Annotated in this window: 18 protein-coding genes and 1 tRNA gene; 9 read left to right on the plus strand and 10 right to left on the minus strand. The window is 75.0% G+C overall.

The genetic code is table 11. From position 1 onward, the window contains the following. Positions 1–36 precede the first annotated feature (36 nt). The 6 genes from rho to argS form a co-directional block, all read right to left on the minus strand. Entirely contained in the window at positions 37–2,214 is a 2,178-nt protein-coding gene (gene rho / locus ACI79L_RS15485) for a transcription termination factor Rho (RefSeq protein ID WP_456937652.1), read from the minus strand. Between the two features lie 242 nt (positions 2,215–2,456). Beyond that, positions 2,457–3,371 carry a homoserine kinase gene (thrB, locus tag ACI79L_RS15490; RefSeq protein WP_456937653.1) on the minus strand — a complete coding sequence of 305 codons (915 nt, stop codon included), beginning with the start codon at positions 3,369–3,371 and terminating at the stop codon, positions 2,457–2,459. A 30-nt stretch (positions 3,372–3,401) separates the two neighbouring features. Then, positions 3,402–4,481 (minus strand): threonine synthase, encoded by a 1,080-nt coding sequence (thrC, locus tag ACI79L_RS15495; protein ID WP_456937654.1) that lies wholly within the window; start codon positions 4,479–4,481, stop codon positions 3,402–3,404. Continuing rightward, a complete protein-coding gene (locus tag ACI79L_RS15500; protein WP_456937655.1) occupies positions 4,478–5,776 on the minus strand; it encodes a homoserine dehydrogenase in 1,299 nt (432 codons plus the stop codon). Before ACI79L_RS15500 ends, thrC begins: the two co-directional genes overlap by 4 nt. Continuing rightward, positions 5,773–7,200: a diaminopimelate decarboxylase gene (gene lysA, locus ACI79L_RS15505; protein ID WP_456937656.1), complete on the minus strand. Its 1,428-nt coding sequence runs from the start codon at positions 7,198–7,200 to the stop codon at positions 5,773–5,775. The genes ACI79L_RS15500 and lysA overlap by 4 nt, the downstream gene beginning before the upstream one ends. 56 nt (positions 7,201–7,256) lie before the next feature. Further along, a complete protein-coding gene (argS, locus tag ACI79L_RS15510; RefSeq protein ID WP_456937657.1) occupies positions 7,257–8,918 on the minus strand; it encodes an arginine--tRNA ligase in 1,662 nt (553 codons plus the stop codon). Between the two features lie 179 nt (positions 8,919–9,097). Between argS and ACI79L_RS15515 the strand changes: the two genes are divergently transcribed. The 4 genes from ACI79L_RS15515 (at position 9,098) to ACI79L_RS15530 (ending at position 11,354) form a co-directional block, all read left to right on the plus strand. Next, the gene (locus tag ACI79L_RS15515; RefSeq protein ID WP_456937658.1) at positions 9,098–9,958 is read left to right on the plus strand and encodes a DUF3105 domain-containing protein; all 861 of its coding nucleotides are present in this window, start codon (positions 9,098–9,100) and stop codon (positions 9,956–9,958) included. Positions 9,959–9,965: 7 nt separating this feature from the next. Continuing rightward, entirely contained in the window at positions 9,966–10,667 is a 702-nt protein-coding gene (locus tag ACI79L_RS15520) for a DUF305 domain-containing protein (protein ID WP_456937659.1), read from the plus strand. A gap of 50 nt (positions 10,668–10,717) precedes the next feature. Continuing rightward, positions 10,718–10,789: transfer RNA gene (locus ACI79L_RS15525), tRNA-Arg, on the plus strand. Positions 10,790–10,901: 112 nt separating this feature from the next. Continuing rightward, positions 10,902–11,354, plus strand: coding sequence for a hypothetical protein (locus ACI79L_RS15530; protein ID WP_456937660.1), 453 nt, complete (start codon positions 10,902–10,904; stop codon positions 11,352–11,354). A gap of 17 nt (positions 11,355–11,371) precedes the next feature. On the opposite strand, the gene ACI79L_RS15535 is transcribed toward ACI79L_RS15530, so the two are convergent. The 3 genes from ACI79L_RS15535 to ACI79L_RS15545 form a co-directional block, all read right to left on the minus strand. Continuing rightward, positions 11,372–12,844, minus strand: coding sequence for an AAA family ATPase (locus tag ACI79L_RS15535; RefSeq protein ID WP_456937661.1), 1,473 nt, complete (start codon positions 12,842–12,844; stop codon positions 11,372–11,374). Positions 12,845–12,957: 113 nt separating this feature from the next. After that, positions 12,958–13,653 (minus strand): polysaccharide deacetylase family protein, encoded by a 696-nt coding sequence (locus ACI79L_RS15540; RefSeq protein WP_456937662.1) that lies wholly within the window; start codon positions 13,651–13,653, stop codon positions 12,958–12,960. A 155-nt stretch (positions 13,654–13,808) separates the two neighbouring features. Further along, the gene (locus ACI79L_RS15545) at positions 13,809–14,825 is read right to left on the minus strand and encodes a LacI family DNA-binding transcriptional regulator (RefSeq protein ID WP_456937663.1); all 1,017 of its coding nucleotides are present in this window, start codon (positions 14,823–14,825) and stop codon (positions 13,809–13,811) included. Between the two features lie 168 nt (positions 14,826–14,993). Between ACI79L_RS15545 and ACI79L_RS15550 the strand changes: the two genes are divergently transcribed. Next, positions 14,994–16,145, plus strand: coding sequence for an endo-1,4-beta-xylanase (locus ACI79L_RS15550; protein WP_456937664.1), 1,152 nt, complete (start codon positions 14,994–14,996; stop codon positions 16,143–16,145). A gap of 115 nt (positions 16,146–16,260) precedes the next feature. Further along, positions 16,261–17,154 (plus strand): alpha/beta fold hydrolase, encoded by an 894-nt coding sequence (locus tag ACI79L_RS15555; RefSeq protein WP_456937665.1) that lies wholly within the window; start codon positions 16,261–16,263, stop codon positions 17,152–17,154. A gap of 46 nt (positions 17,155–17,200) precedes the next feature. On the opposite strand, the gene ACI79L_RS15560 is transcribed toward ACI79L_RS15555, so the two are convergent. Next, positions 17,201–17,971, minus strand: coding sequence for an SDR family NAD(P)-dependent oxidoreductase (locus tag ACI79L_RS15560; protein WP_456937666.1), 771 nt, complete (start codon positions 17,969–17,971; stop codon positions 17,201–17,203). Between the two features lie 117 nt (positions 17,972–18,088). Here ACI79L_RS15560 and ACI79L_RS15565 point away from each other — a divergent pair, with 117 nt between their 5' ends. The 3 genes from ACI79L_RS15565 to ACI79L_RS15575 are packed head-to-tail and all read left to right on the plus strand — an operon-like array spanning position 18,089 to position 20,068. After that, positions 18,089–18,514, plus strand: a complete 426-nt coding sequence (locus tag ACI79L_RS15565) for a hypothetical protein (protein ID WP_456929315.1) — start codon at positions 18,089–18,091, stop codon at positions 18,512–18,514. Beyond that, positions 18,435–19,523: an alpha/beta fold hydrolase gene (locus ACI79L_RS15570; RefSeq protein WP_456937667.1), complete on the plus strand. Its 1,089-nt coding sequence runs from the start codon at positions 18,435–18,437 to the stop codon at positions 19,521–19,523. The genes ACI79L_RS15565 and ACI79L_RS15570 overlap by 80 nt, the downstream gene beginning before the upstream one ends. Before the next feature lie 2 nt (positions 19,524–19,525). Beyond that, the gene (locus ACI79L_RS15575) at positions 19,526–20,068 is read left to right on the plus strand and encodes an N-acetyltransferase family protein (protein ID WP_456937668.1); all 543 of its coding nucleotides are present in this window, start codon (positions 19,526–19,528) and stop codon (positions 20,066–20,068) included.

Here is a 20,068-nt window from a genome sequence, read left to right on the forward strand (position 1 = left end):
ATCCCCGATCGGCCGAGCGCGGCGGCGGGCGGTGCGTCAGTCGCGCTCGGGGCCGAGCGTCGTCTTCTGGATCTGCATGAGGAACTCGACGTTGTTGCGCGTCTTGCGCAGCTTGTCGAGCAGCAGCTCCAGCGCCTGCTGCGGCTCGAGCGCGGAGAGCACCCGGCGCAGCTTGATGACGATGGCCAGCTCGTCGGGCGAGAGGAGGATCTCCTCCTTGCGGGTGCCCGACGCGTTGACGTCGACGGCCGGGAAGACCCGCTTGTCCGCCAGGCGGCGGTCGAGCTTGATCTCCGCGTTCCCCGTGCCCTTGAACTCCTCGAAGATGACCGTGTCCATCGTCGAGCCGGTCTCGACCAGCGCCGACGCGAGGATGGTCAGCGAGCCGCCGTTCTCGATGTTGCGGGCGGCCCCGAGGAAGCGCTTGGGCGGGTAGAGCGCCGTCGAGTCGACACCGCCGGACAGGATCCGCCCGCTGGCCGGGGCGGCCAGGTTGTAGGCGCGGCCCAGGCGGGTGATCGAGTCCAGCAGGACGACGACGTCGTGGCCCATCTCGACCAGGCGCTTGGCGCGCTCGATCGACAGCTCCGCGACGGTCGTGTGGTCCGACGGCGGCCGGTCGAAGGTCGAGGCGATGACCTCGCCCTTCACCGAGCGCTGCATGTCGGTGACCTCCTCGGGCCGCTCGTCGACGAGGACGACCATGAGGTGGCACTCGGGGTTGTTCGTGGTGATCGCGTTGGCGATCGCCTGCAGCACCATCGTCTTGCCGGCCTTGGGCGGCGACACGATGAGCGCGCGCTGCCCCTTGCCGATCGGCATGACCAGGTCGATGACCCGGGTGGTCAGCTGGTGCGGGTCGGTCTCCAGCCGCAGCCGCTCCTGCGGGTAGAGCGGGGTCAGCTTGGTGAACTCCGGCCGGTTGCGGGCCTGCTCGGGGTCCAGGCCGTTGACCGAGTCGAGGCGGACCAGCGCGTTGTACTTGTCCTTGCGCTCGCCCTCGCGCGGCTGGCGGACGGCGCCGGTGATCGCGTCACCGCGGCGCAGGCCGTGCCGGCGCACCTGGGACAGCGACACGTACACGTCGTTCGGGCCGGTCAGGTAGCCCGAGGTCCGGACGAACGCGTAGTTGTCCAGGACGTCGAGGATGCCGGCGACCGGCAGCAGGACGTCGTCCTCGCTGACCGTCGGCTCGCTGGGCTGGTCGAAGCGGTCCCGGCCGTTGCGGCGGTTGCGGTCCCGGTAGCGGCGCCCGCGGCGGCCGCGGCCGCCCTCGAAGTCGTCGTCGTCCTCGTCGTTGCGGTTGTCCCCGCGGTCGTTCCGGTCGGCGCGGTCGTTCGGCCGGGCGTTGCGGTCGGCGCGCTCGCCGCGGTCGGGGCCGCGCCCGTCCCGCTGACCGTCGCGGTTGCCGTCGCGCTGCCCGTCGCGGTTGCCGCGCTCGGCACGGTCGCCGTCGCGGGGATCGCGGCCGTCCCGGGTGCCGTCGCGCTGCCCGTCGCGCTGACCGCGCTCGGCGCGGTCGCCGTCGCGGGAGTCGCGGCCGTCCCGGTTGCGGTTGCGGTCCCGGTTGCGGGCCGGGCGGTCGCCCTCGGCACGGTCGCCGTCGCCGCGGTCGCCGTCGGTGCGGTCACCGGCGGCCCGCTCGCCCTCGGTCCGCTCCGCGGGCGGGGCGGCCGGCGTGGCGGCGGCGGGGGCCTCGGCGGCCGGGGCCGCGGCAGCAGGGGCTTCGGCAGCAGGGGCCGCGGCGGCGGGCGCGTCCGAGGTGGGGGTGCCGGCCGGGCGGCTGGCGGCACGCCGGCGACGCGGGGCGCCCTCGGCGGGGGCGTCGGCGGCGGGGGCGGTCACCGGACCGCTGTTGGCGCCCCCGGTGACGGGGGCCTCGACCGGCGTGGCGGTGGCGGCGACGGCGTCGGCGCCCCGCGAGGCGGGGACGTCGGGGGCCGCGTCGGCCGGGGCGCCGGGCGCCGGGACGCTGCCCGGCGTCGCGCCGCCGACCTGGCGGGCGGAGATGGCGGCGACGAGGTCGCCCTTGCGCATGCGGCCCGTGCCGGGGATGCCCAGCTCCGCCGCGAGCCGCTGCAGCTCGGGGAGCAGCATGCCGGCCAGCCCGCTGCCGCGGCGGCGGGAGCGGGCCGCCGCGCCGGAGGCCGCAGGTGCCTCGCCCGCAGCGCCCTCGGGGGCGCCGGTGGTGGCGAGGTCGGTGGTTTCGCTCACGTACAGGTCCTTCCCTGCGGTGACCTGCGCCTACCAGCGCAGGAGGTGACCCGGCGCCGCCCCGTCCATCTGTTCCGGACAGGGGGGACGGCGGATCCAGTGGGTGCGGAGCGGGGATCAGCGTCGACAGGAAGGTCGTCTGCAACGTTCCGCGCGAGGCTCGCCCGAGGGGCGGCTACGCAGCAAGCGTAGGACTCGCCCCACGGACGGGACAACACCGCTGACCAGCGGAGTGTTCCTCGTTACGAAGACGATACCCCAGGCGTCACTCGCACCACGCGCGCGCCGCCGTGGTCCACCTCCAGGGGGTACACCCGCCACCCGTCCGGGGTGATCGCGCTCACCTCGCGCACCGCCGCCGCCTCCCCCGGGACGTCGCCGGGGTGCCGCCGCGCGAGCACGAGGACACTGGGCCCGGCCCCGGACACGACGGCGGCGTGACCGGCCGCGCGCAGCCGGTCGACCAGCGCGATCGTGTCCGGCATCGCGGCCGCGCGCTGCCGCTGGTGCAGCCGGTCGTCGGTGGCCTCGAGCAGCATCGTGGGCTCCGCGGTCAGCGCGTGCACCAGCAGCGCGGCGCGGGCGGCGTTGAACGCGGCGTCGGCGTGCGGCACCAGGTCCGGCAGCAGCGTGCGCGCGGTGTGCGTCGACAGGGTCGCCTCCGGCACCAGCACCACCGGCACGACGTCCTCGCTCACCGGCAGCCGGTCGGCCCGCGCGCCCCCGGGCGTCGTCCACGACAGCGTCGCGCCGCCGAGCAGGCACGCGGCGACGTTGTCCGGGTGCCCCTCGAGCTCGTCGGCCAGCCGCAGCACCGCGTCGTCGTCCCGGACGTCGACGTCGGGGCACAGCTCGAACGCGCCGACCACACCGGCGACGACCGCCGCGGCCGACGAGCCCATCCCCCGGCCCTGCGGGATCGCGTTCTCCGCGCGCACGCACAGGCCCGGCGGGGTCCAGCCCAGCCGCTCGCACGCGGCGCGGAAGGCCCGCACGACCAGGTGCCGCTCGTCGGTGGGCAGCTCCCCCGCCCCGACGCCGGACACCTCGACGGCGAGCCCGGAGTCGGCGACGGCGAACTCGACGACGTCGTGCAGCGTCAGCGCGAGGCCGGCGCAGTCGAACGCGGGACCGAGGTTGGCGCTGGTCGCGGGCACGCGGACCCGCACCGAGGAGCGAGCGGCCACTCAGAGACCCAGCTGCACGGCGGCCGCGGCGGCGTCGACCGGCACGGTCACCGGGGCGGGCGCCCCGGAGATCGCCCACTCCGGGTCCTTGAGCCCGTTGCCGGTGACGGTGCACACGACGCGCTGCCCCGGCTCCAGCTCCCCGGCCGCGGCCACCTTGAGCAGCCCGGCGACCGAGGCGGCCGAGGCGGGCTCGACGAAGACCGCCTCGCTGCGGGCGAGCAGCCGGTAGGCGGCGAGGATCTCGCGGTCGGTGACGGCGTCGATGCGGCCGCCGGACTCGTCGCGGGCGGCCAGCGCCTTGGTCCACGACGCCGGGTTGCCGATGCGGATCGCCGTCGCGATGGTGCTCGGGTTCTCGACGACCCGGCCGGTGACGATCGGCGCGGCGCCGGCGGCCTGGAAGCCGAACATCCGCGGCCGCCGGGTGGCCGGGCCGTCGGCCTCGTACTCGCGGTAGCCCTGCCAGTAGGCGGTGATGTTGCCGGCGTTGCCGACCGGCAGGCAGTGCACGTCGGGGGCGTCGCCGAGGACGTCGACGATCTCGAACGAGGCGGTCTTCTGCCCCTCGATGCGGTACTGGTTGACGCTGTTGACCAGGCTGACCGGGTAGTCGATCGCCAGCTTGCTGGCCAGCGCCAGGCAGTCGTCGAAGTTGCCCTCGACCTGCAGCAGCTTGGCGCCGTGCACCAGCGCCTGGGCGAGCTTGCCGAGCGCGATCTTCCCCTGCGGCACGAGGACGGCGCAGACCATCCCGGCGCGCGCGGCGTAGGCCGCGGCGCTGGCGCTGGTGTTGCCGGTGGACGCGCAGATGACCGCCCGCGAGCCCTCCTCGAGCGCCTTGGTGATGGCCATGGTCATGCCGCGGTCCTTGAACGACCCGGTCGGGTTCGCGCCCTCGACCTTGAGGAACACCTCGCAGCCGGTGCGCCGGGACAGCTCGACGGCGGGCACCAGCGGGGTCGCGCCCTCCTGCAGCGTGACCACCGGCGTGGTGGCGCTGACCGGCAGCCGCGACCGGTAGGCCTCGATCAGCCCGGGCCAGACCGGCGAGACGGCACCGTGCAGCGTCCCCGTCATGACAGACCCTCCACCCTCAGCACGCTGGTGACCCCGCGGACCGCGGGGACCTCCCGGAGCGCGGCGATCGTCGCCGACAGCGCCGCGTCGGGGGCGCTGTGCGTGACGATGACCAGCGTGGCGGCGTCGCCGTGCCCGTCCTGGCGGACGGTGGCGATGCTCACCCCGTGCTCGGCGAAGGCGGTCGCGACGGTCGCCAGCACCCCGGGGACGTCGGCCACGTCGAGGCTGACGTGGTACCGGGTGGGCGTCTCGGCGATCGGCCGGGCCGGCAGCTCGGCGTAGGCGGTGGGCCCGGCCCCGGCGGCGCCGGCCACCCGGTTGCGGGCGACGGCGACCAGGTCGCCGAGCACGGCGCTCGCGGTGGGCTCGCCGCCGGCGCCCTGCCCGTAGAACATCAGCTGCCCCGCGGCCTCGGCCTCGACGAAGACGGCGTTGAACGCCCCGCCGACGGCGGCCAGCGGGTGCGACGTCGGGATCATCGCCGGGTGGACGCGGACGGCGACCGACTCGCCCTCCCCGTCCCCGTTGGCCGGCACCCGCTCGCAGATGGCCAGCAGCTTCACCGTGCAGCCGATCTCGGCGGCGCGGGCGACGTCGGTGGCGGTGACCGACGAGATGCCCTCGCGGTGCACGTCGGCGGCGGTGACCGCGGTGTGGAACCCCAGCGAGGCGAGGATCGCGGCCTTCGCGGCGGCGTCGAAGCCGTCGACGTCGGCGGTCGGGTCGGCCTCGGCGTAGCCGAGCTCGGTGGCCTCGGCCAGCGCCTCGGCGAAGCCGTGCCCGGTCTCGGCCATCCGCGACAGGATGTAGTTGGTCGTGCCGTTGACGATGCCGACCACCCGCCGGATCTGGTCGCCGGCCAGCGACTCGCGCAGCGGCCGCAGCAGCGGGATCGCCCCGGCCACCGCGGCCTCGTAGTAGAGGTCGACGCCGGCCTTGGCGGCGGCGGCGTGCAGGGCGACGCCGTCCTCGGCGAGCAGCGCCTTGTTCGCGCTGACCACCGACTTGCCGGCCTCGATCGCCGCCTGGATGAGCGTGCGCGCCGGCTCGATCCCGCCGATGACCTCGACGACCAGGTCGACGTCGTCGCGGGTGACCAGGCCGAGCGCGTCGGTGGTCAGCAGGTCGGCGGGCACGTCCGGGTGCCGGTCGGGCCGGCGGACGGCGACCCCGGCGACCTGCACCGGGCGCCCGACCCGGGCGGTGAGGTCGGCGGCCTGCTCGTCGACCAGGCGCAGCACCGCGCTGCCGACGGTGCCGCAGCCGAGCAGGGCGACCTTGAGCGGTTTCACGAGCGGGCTCCCACCGGGTGCTCGGGCGCGGGCTGGTCGATCGCCGGGGACGGGGCGGGCGTCGCGGCCAGCACGGCGTCGAGGGCGAACACGTCGGACAGTGTCTGACGCCGCACGATCTCGGTGGCGGCGCCGTCCCGCACGGCCAGCACCGGCGGCTTGAGCAGGTAGTTGTAGTTGCTGGCCATCGACCAGCAGTAGGCGCCGGTGGCGGCGACGGCGAGCAGGTCGCCGGGCTGCACGTCCGAGGGCAGCCACAGGTCGCGGACCAGCACGTCGCCGCTCTCGCAGTGCTTGCCGACGACGCGGCACAGCGCCGGCGGGGCGTCGGAGGTGCGGTTGGCCAGCACGCAGGTGTAGCTCGCGTCGTAGAGCGCGGTGCGGATGTTGTCGCTCATCCCGCCGTCGACGGAGACGTAGTTGCGCACCTGCGGCCCGCCGTGGCCGCCGCCGAGCCGGACCGGCTTGATCGTGCCGATCTCGTACAGCGTGACGGTGCCGGGCCCGGCGATCGCGCGGCCGGGCTCGACGGCCAGCCGCGGCACCGGCAGGTCCAGCGCGGCGCACTCGGCGGCGACGACGGTGCGCAGCCGGCGGGCGACGTCGGCGGGGGTGACCGGGTCGTCGTCGGACAGGTAGGCGATGCCGAACCCGCCGCCGAGGTTGAGCTCCTCCAGCACCTCGCCGGTGGCCTGGTGCACCTGCCCCATGAGCCCGACGACGCGGTGCGCGGCGGCCTCGAAGCCCGCGGTGTCGAAGATCTGCGAGCCGATGTGGCTGTGCAGCCCGGACAGGTGCAGCGCGGGCTCGCGGATCACCCGCACGGCCGCGGTCAGCGCGTCGCCGGTGGCCAGCGAGAAGCCGAACTTCTGGTCCTCGTGGGCGGTGGCGATGAACTCGTGGGTGTGCGCCTCGATGCCGACCGTGGTGCGCACCAGCACCGGCACCGGGCCGCCGCCGGCGGCGACCCGCGCCTCGGCCATGGGCACCAGCCGGTCGATCTCGTCGAAGGAGTCGAGCACGACGTGGCCGATGCCGGAGTCCACGGCCAGCTGCAGCTCGACCAGCGACTTGTTGTTGCCGTGCAGCGCGATCCGCTCGGCGGGGAAGCCGGCGGCCAGCGCGACGGCGAGCTCGTTGCCGCTGCAGGCGTCCAGGTGCAGGCCGTCGTCGGCGATCCAGCGGGCCACCTGGCCGCAGAGGAACGCCTTGGAGGCGTAGTGCACGTCGGCGCCGTCGAAGGCGGCGGCGAAGTCGGCGGCGCGGCCGCGGAAGTCCTCCTCGTCGAGGACGAACAGCGGGGTGCCGTGTGTGCGGGCGAGCTCGGTGACCGGCCTGCCGCCCAGGTGCAGCTCGCCGTCGACCCGGCGGGCCGTGCGCGGCCAGACCTGGGGGTCGAGCGCGCCGAGGTCGGCCGGGGGCATCCCGGCCGAGGGCTCCGGGGCGAAGGCGCCGTGGAGGGGCCCCGCCGGGTGGGCCCTCACATCCGCTCCGGCGCGGAGACGCCGAGCACGCCCAGGCCGTTGCGCAGCACCACCGCGGTTGCCGCGCACAGCCACAGCCGGGCGGTGGTCAGCGGCGTCGCCTCCTCGTCGCCGCGGGGCAGGACCCGGCAGGCGTCGTAGAAGCGGTGGTAGGTGCCGGCCAGCTCCTCGAGGTAGCGGGCCACCCGGTGCGGGGCGCGCAGCTCGGCGGCCGAGGACACCACCCGCGGGAACTCGCCGATCGCCCGGAGCAGGTCGTTCTCCCGCTCGTGCGCCAGCAGCCCCGTGTCGACGCCGTCCGCCTCCCCCAGCGCGAGGCCGAGGTCGGCGGCGTTGCGCAGCACCGAGGAGATCCGCGCGTGCGCGTACTGGACGTAGAAGACCGGGTTGTCGCTGGTGCGCCGGCTCCACAGCTCGACGTCGATGTCGATCGTCTGGTCCACCGAGGCGCGGGCCAGGGCGTACCGGGCGGCGTCCACGCCGATCGCGTCGGTGAGGTCGGAGAGCAGCACGATCGTGCCCGCCCGCTTGCTCATCCGGACCGGCTCGCCGTCGCGCAGCAGGTTGACCAGCTGGCCGATGAGGATCTCGAGGTGGGTGTCCGGGTCGTCGCCGGTGGCGGCCACCAGCGCCTTGTACCGGCCGACGTAGCCGGAGTGGTCGGCGCCGAGCATGATCACGACCCGGTCGAAGCCGCGGGCCCGCTTGTCCAGGTAGTAGGCGCAGTCGGAGGCGAAGTACGTCGTCTCGCCGTCGGCCTTGACCAGCACGCGGTCCTTGTCGTCGCCGAAGTCGGTAGTGCGCAGCCACACCGCGCCGTCGGACTCGTAGACGTGCCCCTGCTCCCGCAGCCGGGCCAGGGCCTTGTCCACCGCGCCGGTGTCGTACAGCGACCTCTCGGAGAACCAGACGTCGAAGTCGACGCCGAAACCCTCCATCGACCGGCGGATCTCGTCGAGCATCAGCGCGACGCCGCGGTCCCGGAAGGTCTGCCGCTGCGCGTCGTCGTCGCGGTCGAGGACGTCGGGCACCTCGGCGACGACGGCGGCGGCGATGTCGGCGATGTAGGCGCCGCCGTAGCCGTCCTCGGGCACCGGCTCGCCCTTCGCGGCGGCCTGCAGGCTGCGGGCGAAGCGGTCGATCTGCGCGCCGGCGTCGTTGATGTAGTACTCACGGGTCACGTCGGCGCCGCTGGCCTGCAGCAGCCGGCCGATCGCGTCGCCGACGGCGGCCCACCGGCTGCCGCCGATGTGCACCGGCCCGGTGGGGTTGGCGGAGACGAACTCGAGGTTCAGGCGCTGCCCGGCCAGCGTGGCGGTCCGGCCGTAGGCCTCCCCCGCGGTGACCGCCTGCACGGCGATCCGCCCCAGCGCGCCCTGCGCGAGGGTGATGTTGAGGAAGCCGGGACCGGCGACGTCGACCCGCTCCACGGCCGGCTGCGCGCGCAGCTCCTCGGCCAGCAGGTCGGCGACGGCGCGCGGCGGCATGCCGGCGGGCTTGGCCAGGCGCAGGGCGACGTTGGTCGCGTAGTCGCCGTGCTCGGGGTTCTTGGGGCGCTCGACGAGGACGTCGTCGGGGACGGCGACGGCGAGCGTGCCGCGCTCGACGACCGCCGCGACCGCGGTCCGGACGAGGTCGCGCAGCTGCTCGGGTGTCACCGCGTCATCGTAGGCAGCGGCCGCGACCCGGCTCCCCGCCGCACCTGCGTTGCCAGGGTGCGCACAGGTGCGCGACCTAGACTCGCGTGCTGAGGCAGGCGCGAGTCCTGCCGCGCCGGAGCGCCCATCGTGCGCCACGACCGGCGGACGCACCACCCGACGATCACTGAGGAGAGCACGTGGCGAAGGACCGCAAGCCCGAGGCCGGCCGCGCCGGAGGCGGGTCGAGCCGGTCCGGGTCCGGCGCACGTCCGGTGTCGACGGCGAAGTCGGGCAGCGGGTCGTCGGCCCGCCCGCCCGCCGGCCGCCCCGGGGGCCGCGGCCGCACCCGCCCGCCGACGCAGGTGGTGACGCAGCAGCGGCCGTGGGGCCTGATCGCCGCCGCCGTCGCCGTCGTGGTGTTCGCCGCCGCGGCCATCACCTACGCCGTCGTCCAGGTGCGGCAGTCCGACGCCGCGAAGATCGACGCCCTCGACGAGATCTCCGGAATCCAGGGCTTCGACTACGCCGCCGGCCAGGAGCACGTCGCCACCCCGGTGGAGTACGAGCAGACGCCGCCGGTCGGCGGCCCGCACGACGGCGAGTGGGCCGACTGCACCGGCACCGTCTACGACGTCGACATCCGGCACGAGAACGCCGTCCACTCGATGGAGCACGGCGCCGTGTGGATCACGTACGACCCGGACGCGGTCACCGGCGACGACGTCGAGAAGCTCGCCGAGCTGGTCGACGGCGTCTCCGGCCGGCTGCTGTCGCCCTACGCCGGCCTGGACTCCGCGGTCAGCCTGCAGTCCTGGAACCACCAGCTGAAGGTCGACTCCGTCGACGACCCGCGGATCGAGCAGTTCGCCGACTTCCTCACCTTCAACTCCGAGGTCGAGGGCGCCTACCCCGAGGTCGGCGCCAGCTGCGAGAACCCGACCTTCATCAGCGACCCGCTCGTCACCGGCGACGCGAGCCGCGGCGCGGGCGCGACCACCGACGCGCCGACCACGCCGACCATGGGTGCCGACGGCTCCACCGAGTCCCCGACGGAGTGACCGCGCCGTGACCGCCACCGCCGCCCGCGCCGGGCAGGAGACCCCCGCGCCGGCCCCCCGCCCGCGCGGCCGCGGCCTGCGGGCCGCGCTCCTGGCCGTCATCGCCGTCGCGCTGGTCGCGCTCGGCGGCGGGCTGGCGGTGGGGCTCGGCATCGGGCAGGAGGCGACGCCGACGGCGGACTCCGTCGACGCCGGCTTCTCGCGGGACATGGCGGTGCACCACCGGCAGGGCGTGGAGATGGCCAACCTGGCCCTCGAGCGCAGCACGGACCCCGAGATCCGGCAGATCGCCTTCGACATCTCCAGCACCCAGACCAACCAGGCCGGGCAGATGGAGGGCTGGCTCGCGCTGTGGGGTCTCCCCCGCTCCGGCGGTGAGCACATGGCGTGGATGGGCGGCGAGCACGCCGGCCACGACACGTCCTCGATGTCCGGTTCCGGCGGCGCGCTGATGCCCGGCATGGCCACCGAGGACGAGCTCGCCGCCCTGCGGTCGCTGTCGGGGCCGGCGTTCGACGTCGAGTTCCTGCGGCTGATGATCCGCCACCACCAGGGCGGCTTCGACATGGCGCAGTACGCCGCGGACAACGCCGCCGAGCCGGCCGTGCGGAGGCTGGCCCGCTCGATCGCCGAGACGCAGACCGCCGAGGTGACGACGATGGTCGGCATGCTGACCGCGCGGGGCGGGACGCCGCTGCCGGCGCCCTGACCCGCCGCCGGGACGGGCGGGGAGGGCTGGTAACTTCTCTCCTGCCCCGAGCCCCCGTAGCTCAGGGGATAGAGCACCGCCCTCCGGAGGCGGGTGCGCAGGTTCGAATCCTGCCGGGGGCACTCCCTGCTGCACGGCCCGGACGGTCCCCCGTCCGGGCCGTTCCCGTCTTCGGCCCGCGGCGGTCCGCTCGCGGCGGCGACGAGTTCCGCGCACCGGGGTGGTCGTCTGCGTGTGGTCACGGACGAGACGCTGATCCGGATCGGCCGGGCGGTGCAGCTGGCCCACCGGGGCGAGCGGGAGGCCGCCCGCGCGCTGTTCGCCGCGACCTGGGTCGAGATCGGCGGCGAGGACGGGGACCCCCTGCACGTCTGCACGCTCGCCCACGCGATGGCCGACGTCCAGGACGACGTGCGCCAGGAGCTGGTCTGGGACCAGCGGGCACCGGCGGCCGCCGGCCTGGTGACCGACGAGCGGCTGGCGCAGGCCGGGGTGACGCTGCCGGTCGCCGGCCTGTACCCGTCGCTGCACCTGAACCTGAGCGAGTGCCACCGCAGGATGGGCGACCTCGACCGCGCCCGCGAGCACCTCCGCGCGGCGCAGGCCGCGATCGGCGCGCTCGGCGACGACCCCGACGGGCGGACGATCCGGGAGGGGCTGCGGCAGATCGCGGACCGGCTGCGCTGACCGCGGACCGCTCGCGGTCAGCGCGGGCGGAACGGGCGGTAGCCGCCCCCGTGGTGGATCGGCGCGAGGCCGGGCTGCGGGCCGTCGCCGTCCGCCACCGCACCCTCGGCCCCCACGCCGAGCAGGGTGCGGGTGACCTGCTGGGTGGAGTCGAGCAGGTCGCCGAGGGCGCGGTCGAGGTGCTCCGCGGTGACCGCGACGACCGGGTCCTGCTCGTGCAGCGCCTCGAGCACGGCGCGGCGCAGCAGCTCCTTGAGGAACGACGCCGTCACGCCCTCGCTGCGGTCGACCGCGCGCGTCACGTCGTCGTCGGTGAGCCGCAGCGGCACCGCCCGGCCGTAGAGGAGCAGCAGCCGCCGGCGGGCCGCGGCGTCGGGGAGGTCGACCTGCACGGCCACGTCGACGCGGCCCGGCCGGGCGGCCAGCGCCGGCTCCAGCAGGTCGGCCCGGTTCGTGGTGAGGACGAACAGCAGGTCGGCGTCGGGCGCCGCGCCGTCCATCGCGTCGAGCAGGTCGAACAGCACGGGACTGCCGCCGGGGCCGAAGGAGCGGTCGGCGGCGACGAGGTCGACGTCCTCGAGCACCACCACGGCCGGCTGCAGCTCGCGGGCGAGCTCGGTGACCGAGCCGACGACGCCGAGCGAGCGACCGGTGAGCAGCAGCCGGGTGTAGTCGCCCATGCGGCCGAGCAGGTAGCGCACGGTGTGCGTCTTGCCGGTGCCCGGCGGGCCGTAGAGCAGCAGCCCGCGCTTGAGGTGCTGGCCGGCGGCGCGCAGGCCGGCGCGGTGCCCGGCCACCCCGAGCGCGTGCCGCTCGACGCGGTCGAGGACCGCCGCGGGCAGCACGACGTCGTCGCGGGTGAGGTCCGGCGGGTCGAGGAAGGTGAGCGCGACCTGGCCCGTCGGCGTCGGGGTCACCTCCACCAGCTGCCCCCGGTAGACGTTGAGCTCGCGGCGCAGCCGGTCGAGCTCGGCCAGGACGGCCTGCGCCCGCCGCACCGGCAGGCCGGCCACCTCGACGCTCATCGCCGGCCGGTGCTCCCCCGCCTCCTGCACCAGCAGGACGTAGCGGCCGTCGTCGTCGGTGACGAGCAGCAGCGCCAGGCGCAGGCAGGCGAGCGTCGACCCCGGCCCGTTGGGGAGGTCGACGACCGCGGGCGCACTCAGCCGCACCGGGGGCAGCGCCTCCCCGGTCATCAGCTGCTGCAGGTCGATGCCGACGTAGTGGGGCGGGAGGACGACACCGCGCACCTCCACGGAGCGTCCGGGCGCGGCGCTCCACGCGTCGATCGCGGTCTGCAGGTTGACGTGCTCGAAGGCCGGCAGCTCCCGGGCGACGACCGACTGGCCGAGGCCGGCGGGGCCGAGCGTCCCCTGCACCAGCGCGACGACCTCGTTGCCCGCCGCGGGCCCCGACAGCTGCAGCCAGTCGAGCAGGGACCGCAGCCCCGCGGCGACCTCCCTGGCCTCGTCCTCCGACGCTCCCGCCACCGCGATCCCCGCTCCCTCGACCGGACGTGGCGGCGGAGCGTAGCGATCCCCGGCCCGGCGTGTCGCCGGGGAACCGGGGCCGGCCCCGCCCGCGGGCAGGGCCGGCCCCGCGCTCAGGCCGTCTTCGCCGGGCGGTCGAAGCGCCAGCCCTGCTCCCGCAGCAGCGGGATCAGCCGGTCGACGGCGTCGACGGTCTGGCTGCGGTCACCGCCGCCGTCGTGCATGAGGACGACGGCGCCCGGGGTCACCCCGTCCACGACGCGGCGGACCAGCTCGTCGGTGCCCGGCGGCTCCCAGTCGCCGATGGCCAGCGCCCAGCCCAGCGGCTGCATGCCCATCTCGGCCGCGACCTCCGGCGTCTGCCCCCAGCTGCCGTAGGGCGCGCGGAAGAACGGGATGTGCGCGCCGGGCACCGCCTCGCGGATGACCGCGGAGGTGGCCTCGAGGTCGGCGCGGATCTGCTCGGGCGTCCAGGACGACATGTCGTCGTGGTGCATCGTGTGGTTGCACAGCGTGTGGCCGTCGCGGGCGACGGCCCGCGCGATCTCGGGGTGCTCGCGCACGTGGTCGCCCCACAGGCAGAACGTCGCCTTCACGTGGTGCTCGCGCAGGACGGCGAGCAGGTCCAGCGTGTCGTCCGGGTCCGGCCCGTCGTCGAAGGTCAGGGCGACCGACCGGTCGTCGTGCCGGGTCGTCGTCACGACCTCGGCGGTGGGCTGCCCGGCCTGCGCCGGCGGCGCGGCGGCCAGGAGGAGGCCGGCCGTGAGGGCGGGGACGGCGAGGCGGGCCAGGCGGGCGGAACGGCGCACGGGGGCTCCTGTCGACGATCGGCGGGGCGGCTCACTCCCGGGAACTTCCGGAACGAGCGCGGCCGAGCGTGGCACCGGTCACAGCAGAGAGCAAGCCCGGGCGTGCACTGCGTCACATCACCCGAGGTCGCGACGGCGAGTCGCGGCGCGTCGGGTCAGCGGGGCGCGGCGGTGCTGTCGCGCACGACGAGCCGGGTGGCCAGCTCGACCTTCGGCCCCTCCAGCCGCTCGCCGTTGACCAGCCGCAGCACGGTGCGGACGGCCAGCTCCCCCATCTGCCCGAGGGGCTGGTGCACCGTGGTCAGCGGCGGCGAGGACCACGCGGCCTGGGGCAGGTCGTCGAAGCCGACGACGCTCACGTCGTCGGGGACCCGCAGCCCGCGGCGGCGCACCGCCTCGTAGACGCCGAGCGCCATCTGGTCGCTGGCGGCGAAGACGGCGGTCGGCGGGTCGGCCAGCGCGAGCAGCTGCGCGGCGGCCCGCGCGCCGGAGGCGTAGTCGAACTCGCCGGGGACGACGAGCTGCGGGTCCGCCGCCAGGCCGGCGTCGTCCAGCGCGGCCCGGTACCCGTCCAGCCGCGCGCGGGTGCACCACAGCCCCGGCCGCCCGGCGACGTGGGCGATCCGCCGGTGGCCGAGCGCGGTGAGGTGCTCGGTGGCGGCGACCCCGCCGGCCCAGTTGGTGGCGCCGATCGTGGGGACGTCGAGGTCGGGCAGCCCGGCCGGGTCGACGACGACCGCCGGCAGGTGCAGCCCGCGCAGCTCGGTGTGCAGGTCCGGGTCGAGCGCGGTGGTGACCAGGATGACGCCGTCGCTGGCGCGCGCCCGGACGTTGTCCAGCCACAGCCGGGCCGAGCTGCGCTGCCGGTGCACGGCGGAGACGACGGTGCCGACCCCGGCGGCGTGCGCGGCCTGCTCGACGCCGCGGATGACCTCCAGCGCCCACGGGCTGTCCAGGTCGTCGAAGACCAGGTCGACCAGGCCCGCCCGCTCCTCCCGGTGCGGCCCGCGGCGCTGGTAGCCGTGCTCGCGCAGCAGCCGCTCCACCCGCTCCCGGGTGTGCGGCGCGACGTCGGACCGGTGGTTGAGCACCCGGGAGACGGTGGGCACGGACACGCCGGCCTTCGCGGCGATCTCGGAGATCGTCACGGCTTGGCGCTGGGTGTCCGTCACGTCCCCTCCTCCGGGCCGACGGTCAGCCTACGGCCGTGGAGCGGCCGACACGGGCGCTCCCGTTCCGCCCACCCCCCTTGCGGATGACCGGTGGCGTTCCGGTAACTTCCGGAAGTGACGCGGGCCACAGGGCCGTGCCCGCGCACCGGACGTCCTTGGAGGGACACCGTGAAGCGAGTTCTCCGACTGGCCGCCGCCACGTGCGCCGCCTCTGCCCTGCTGTCCACCGGCGCCCAGGCCTGGGCCGCGCCGGCGGGCGGGGGCACCGCCACCGCACCGGGCTACGACAAGCAGGACAGCCTGCGCCGCCTCGCGCCGCAGGACCTCGTGATCGGCACCGCCGTCGCCGGTGGCGGCCACCACGAGACGATGGGCTACCCCGCGCCGTTCCCGAACGACGCGGAGTACACCGAGATCCTGGGCGAGGAGTTCAGCTCGCTGTCGCCCGAGAACCAGATGAAGTGGGAGTTCATCCACCCCGAGCGCGACCGCTGGAACTTCGGGCCGGCCGACGAGATCGTCGCCTTCGCCCGCCAGAACAACCAGGTCGTGCGCGGCCACACGCTGCTGTGGCACAGCCAGAACCCGGCCTGGCTGGAGCAGGGCGACTTCTCGGCCGAGGAGCTGCGCGAGATCCTGCGCGAGCACATCCAGACGGTGGTCGGCCGCTACAAGGGCCAGATCCAGCAGTGGGACGTCGCGAACGAGATCTTCGACGACGCCGGGAACCTCCGGACCCAGGACAACATCTGGATCCGCGAGCTCGGCCCGGGGATCATCGCCGACGCCTTCCGCTGGGCCCACGAGGCCGACCCGCACGCCAAGCTGTTCTTCAACGACTACGCCGTCGAGCACATCGGCACCAAGAGCAACGCCTACTACGCGCTCGTCCAGCAACTGCTGGCCCAGGGCGTCCCGGTCCACGGCTTCTCCGTGCAGGCACACCTCAGCTTCCAGTACCCCTTCCCGGGGACCCTCCAGGAGAACCTGCAGCGGTTCGACGACCTCGGCCTGGAGACCGCCGTCACCGAGCTCGACGTCCGCATGCCGGTCACGCGCGGCACCGAGCCCACGGCCGCGCAGCTGGAGCAGCAGGCCGACTGGTACGGCCGCACGCTGGAGGCCTGCCTGGCCGTCGAGGACTGCAACTCCTTCACCCTCTGGGGCTTCACCGACAAGTACTCGTGGGTGCCGGTCTTCTTCGCCAACGAGGGCGAGGCGACCGTCATGGACGAGGAGTTCACCCCCAAGCCGGCCTACACCCGGCTGCAGGAGGTCCTGGCCGAGGCGCGTCCCGGCCGGCAGGTCACCGAGCGCTGATCCCTCCGCCCCGGTGGACGGTCGCCCGCCGTCCACCGGGGCCGTCCCGCCGCGCCGCCCGGCACCGGTCCCGTCCGGTGCCGGGCGGTCGCGCGTCCGGGCTAGCGTGCGTGGCATGGAGCACACCGGGGTGCGGACCACCCGCGCCGGCGACGTCGACCTGGCCTACGAGACCTTCGGCTCGGCCGGGGACCCGCCGCTGCTGCTGGTCATGGGCCTGGCCACGCAGATGATCGGCTGGCCCGACGAGTTCTGCCGGATGCTGGCCGAGCGCGGCCTGTACGTCGTCCGGTTCGACAACCGGGACATCGGCCTGTCCACCCACCTCGACGACGCCGGGGCGCCCGACGTCCTCGCCGTCATGGGCGGCGACCACTCGAAGGTGCCCTACCGCCTCGCCGACATGGCCGACGACACCGCCGCCCTCCTCGACGCGCTGGACATCGACAGCGCCCACGTCGTCGGCGCCTCGATGGGCGGGATGATCGCCCAGTCGCTGGCCGTCCGGCACCCGGAGAGGGTCCGCAGCCTCACCTCGATCATGTCGACGACGGGCGACCCCGCCGTCGGCGCGCCCGCCGAGGCCGCCATCGGCGTCCTGCTCGCCCCGCCGGCCACCGACCGGGAGAGCGCCGTGCAGCGTGCAGTGGACACCTACCGGGTCATCGGCTCCCCCGGCTTCGAGTTCGACGAGCACGGGCTGCGGGAGCGGGCCGGGCTGTCGTTCGACCGCGCGTACAACCCGGCCGGCGTCGCCCGCCAGCTCGCCGCGATCCTGGCCAGCCCCGACCGCACCGCCGACCTCGCGCGGGTCGCCGTCCCCACCCTCGTCGTCCACGGCGAGCACGACGCGTTGATCAACGTGTCCGGCGGCCGGGCGACGGCGGCCGCGATCCCCGGCGCCGAGCTGCTCGTGGTCGACGGGATGGGCCACGACCTGCCGCGCGAGGTGTGGCCGCAGCTGGTCGACCGGATCACCGAGCTCGCCGCGCGCGCGGACGGCCGCTGAGTGCGACCGGGGCCCCGCCGCGGCAGGCGGGGCCCCGGGGACCCGGTCAGCTGGTGAGCATGCCGCCCTCCACCGGGATCGTCGTCCCGGTGACGTAGCCGCCGGCGTCGCTGACCAGGAAGACCAGCGCGGCCGCGAGCTCCATCGGGTCGCCGGCACGGCCGGCCAGCACCCGGCCCATCTGCTGGTCGAGGTAGCCCTCGGGGTACTGGTCGGTCATCTCCGAGGCGAAGAAGCCCGGCGCCAGCGCGTTGACCCGGATGCCCTTGCGGCCGGTCCACTGCTGGGCGAGGTCGCGGGTCAGCCCGATCAGGCCGGCCTTGCTCGCCGCGTAGGCGGCCTGCGGCAGCCCGGCGGTGGTCAGGCCCAGGATGCTGGAGATGTTCACGATCGAGCTGCCCGGCTTCATCACCCGCCCGCAGGCCTGGGCCATCCAGTAGCAGCCGTTGAGGTTGACGTCGATGACCGCCCGGAACTCCTCCGGCTTCTCCCGGGTGGCCGGGACCGCCGTGCCGATGCCGGCGTTGTTGACCAGGACGTCGACCCGGCCGAACTCGGCCATCGCGGCGTCCACCAGCGCCTGGCAGTCCTCCACCTGGGCGACGTCGGTGCGTACGGTGATCGCCCGCCGGCCCTCGGCCTCGACCGCCTCCTTCGTGGCGGCCATCCGGTCCTCGCGGCGGGCGCCCAGCGCCACGTCCGCCCCGGCCTGCGCCAGCGCCCGGGCGAACACCACGCCCAGCCCCGACGACGCCCCCGTGACGATCGCCACCTTCCCGTCGAGCCGGAACATGTCCAGGATCGTCCTGTCCGCCACCGTGTCTCCTCTCCCCTGCTGATCTCGTCCCCGGACCGTAACGGCGCTGTGCGGTAGATCACCGGGCGGGCGGGTAGGAGGCCCGGCGCGTAGCCGGTCCCACTGAGGAGGAACTCGATGTCGTCACCGACACCGCCGGGGCCCCCGCTGTGGCGGCAGGCGTACGACGCCGCCGAGAAGCGGGTGACCCCGCACGCGGAGAACCTGGTGCGCACGCCGTACTTCGCCGTCGGGGTGGGCCTGCTGCGCCGCGCGCAGACGCTGGCGAAGGACACCGCCCGCGGCGTCTCCGCGCGCGCCTGGCACCTGGTCAACCTGCCCGCCGGCACCGACCTCGCCCGGCTGCGCGCCCAGGTCGGCGCGCTCGACCGCGAGGTCCGGCGACTGACCGTGCAACTGGAGAACGAGCGCCGCCGTCCCCGGACGGCGGACGTCCCGCCCCCCTCGACCTCGGAGGAACCCGATGCCGACGGTGCCCAGTCCCCAGGCGGTCCTCGACCGCGTCCGCCGCGACGTGGAGCGCAACGCCCTCCGCGCGCGTAACGGCATCAAGCTCGTCGCCGGCGTCGACCGGCCCGGCGTCGGGCTCACCCCGAAGGACGTCGTCTGGGAGCGCGGCCGCACCCAGCTGTGGCACTACCGCAGCGACAAGGTCCGGTACTCGCCGCCGCTGCTGATCGTGTTCAGCCTGATCAGCCGCAGCTACATCCTCGACCTGACGCCGGGGAACTCCTTCGTCGAGCAGCTGCTCGACGCAGGGTTCGACGTCTACATGGTCGACTGGGGCGAGCCCGACGCGCGGGACGCGCAGAACCGGCTCGAGGACTACGTCGACGACTACATCCCCGCCGCCGTCGAGCGGGTGCGCGAGCTGTCCGGCGCCGACGAGGTCAACCTGTTCGGCTACTGCTTCGGCGGCAACCTGACGCTGCTCTACGCCGCCCACCACCCCGACGCCCCGGTCCGCAGCCTCACCGTGCTGGCCACCCCCGTCGACTTCACCGAGATGGGGCCGATGGCCGAGGTCTTCCGCGGCGGCCTCGACGTCGACGACGTGGTCGACGAGGACGGCAACGTGCCGCCGCGGGTCGTCGTCCAGGGGTTCCGCACCCTCACCCCCACCTCCGAGGTCACCCGGTACGTGACGCTGTGGGAGCGGCTCTGGAACGACGAGTACGTGGCGGCCTACCAGGCGATGACAGGCTGGTCCGACGACCACATCCCGTTCCCCGGCGCGGCCGCCCGCGAGACGGTGCAGATGCTGGTGCGCGACAACGGGATGGTCACCGACCGGCTCACCGTCGCCGGGGACCCGGTGCACCTGTCCGACATCCGGCTGCCGTTCCTCACCGTGCGCGCCGACCGCGACCACATCGTCCCGCCGGAGGCGACCGCACCGCTGATCGACCTGGTCGGCTCGGAGGACAAGCACGAGCTGCGGCTCAACGCGGGGCACATGGGCCTGGTCGTCGGCCGGACGGCGGCGAAGACGACGGTGCCGGAGATCATCGGCTTCCTCCGGAAGCGCAGCGACGAGATCGGGGAGGACTGACGGTGGAGGTCGTCGAGCTGGAGTCGGCGCACTGCGACGCGCTGCTGCGCTTCTTCGCGGGCCTGCCCGAGGGCGACCTGACCTTCATCGAGGAGGAGGTCACCGACCCCGACGTCGTCCGCTCCTGGGCGTCCGGGTCCGCGGGCGGACGGCGGTTCGTGGCGCTGGACGGGGACGAGGTCGCCGGGTACGTCGCGGTGCGCCCGCTGCCCGGCTGGTCCTCGCACGTCGGGGAGGTCCGGCTGGTCGTCTCCCCCACCCGGCGCGGCGAGGGCCTGGGCCGGCAGCTCGCCCGGCAGGCGCTGGTGACGGCGGTCGGCGACGGGCTGGCGAAGCTGGTCGTGGAGGTGGTCGCCGAGCAGGGCGCGGCGCTGGCGCTGTTCACCGACCTCGGCTTCAGCGGCGAGGCGCTGCTGCGCGACCACATCCGGGACCGCGAGGGGCACCTGCGCGACCTCATGGTGCTGGCCCACCACGTCGACGACACGTGGGCCGGCATGGCCACCGTCGGCCTGGACGAGGCGCTGGGCCAGGACCTCAGCTGA

It is taken from the genome of Geodermatophilus sp. SYSU D00684, from assembly GCF_054050455.1.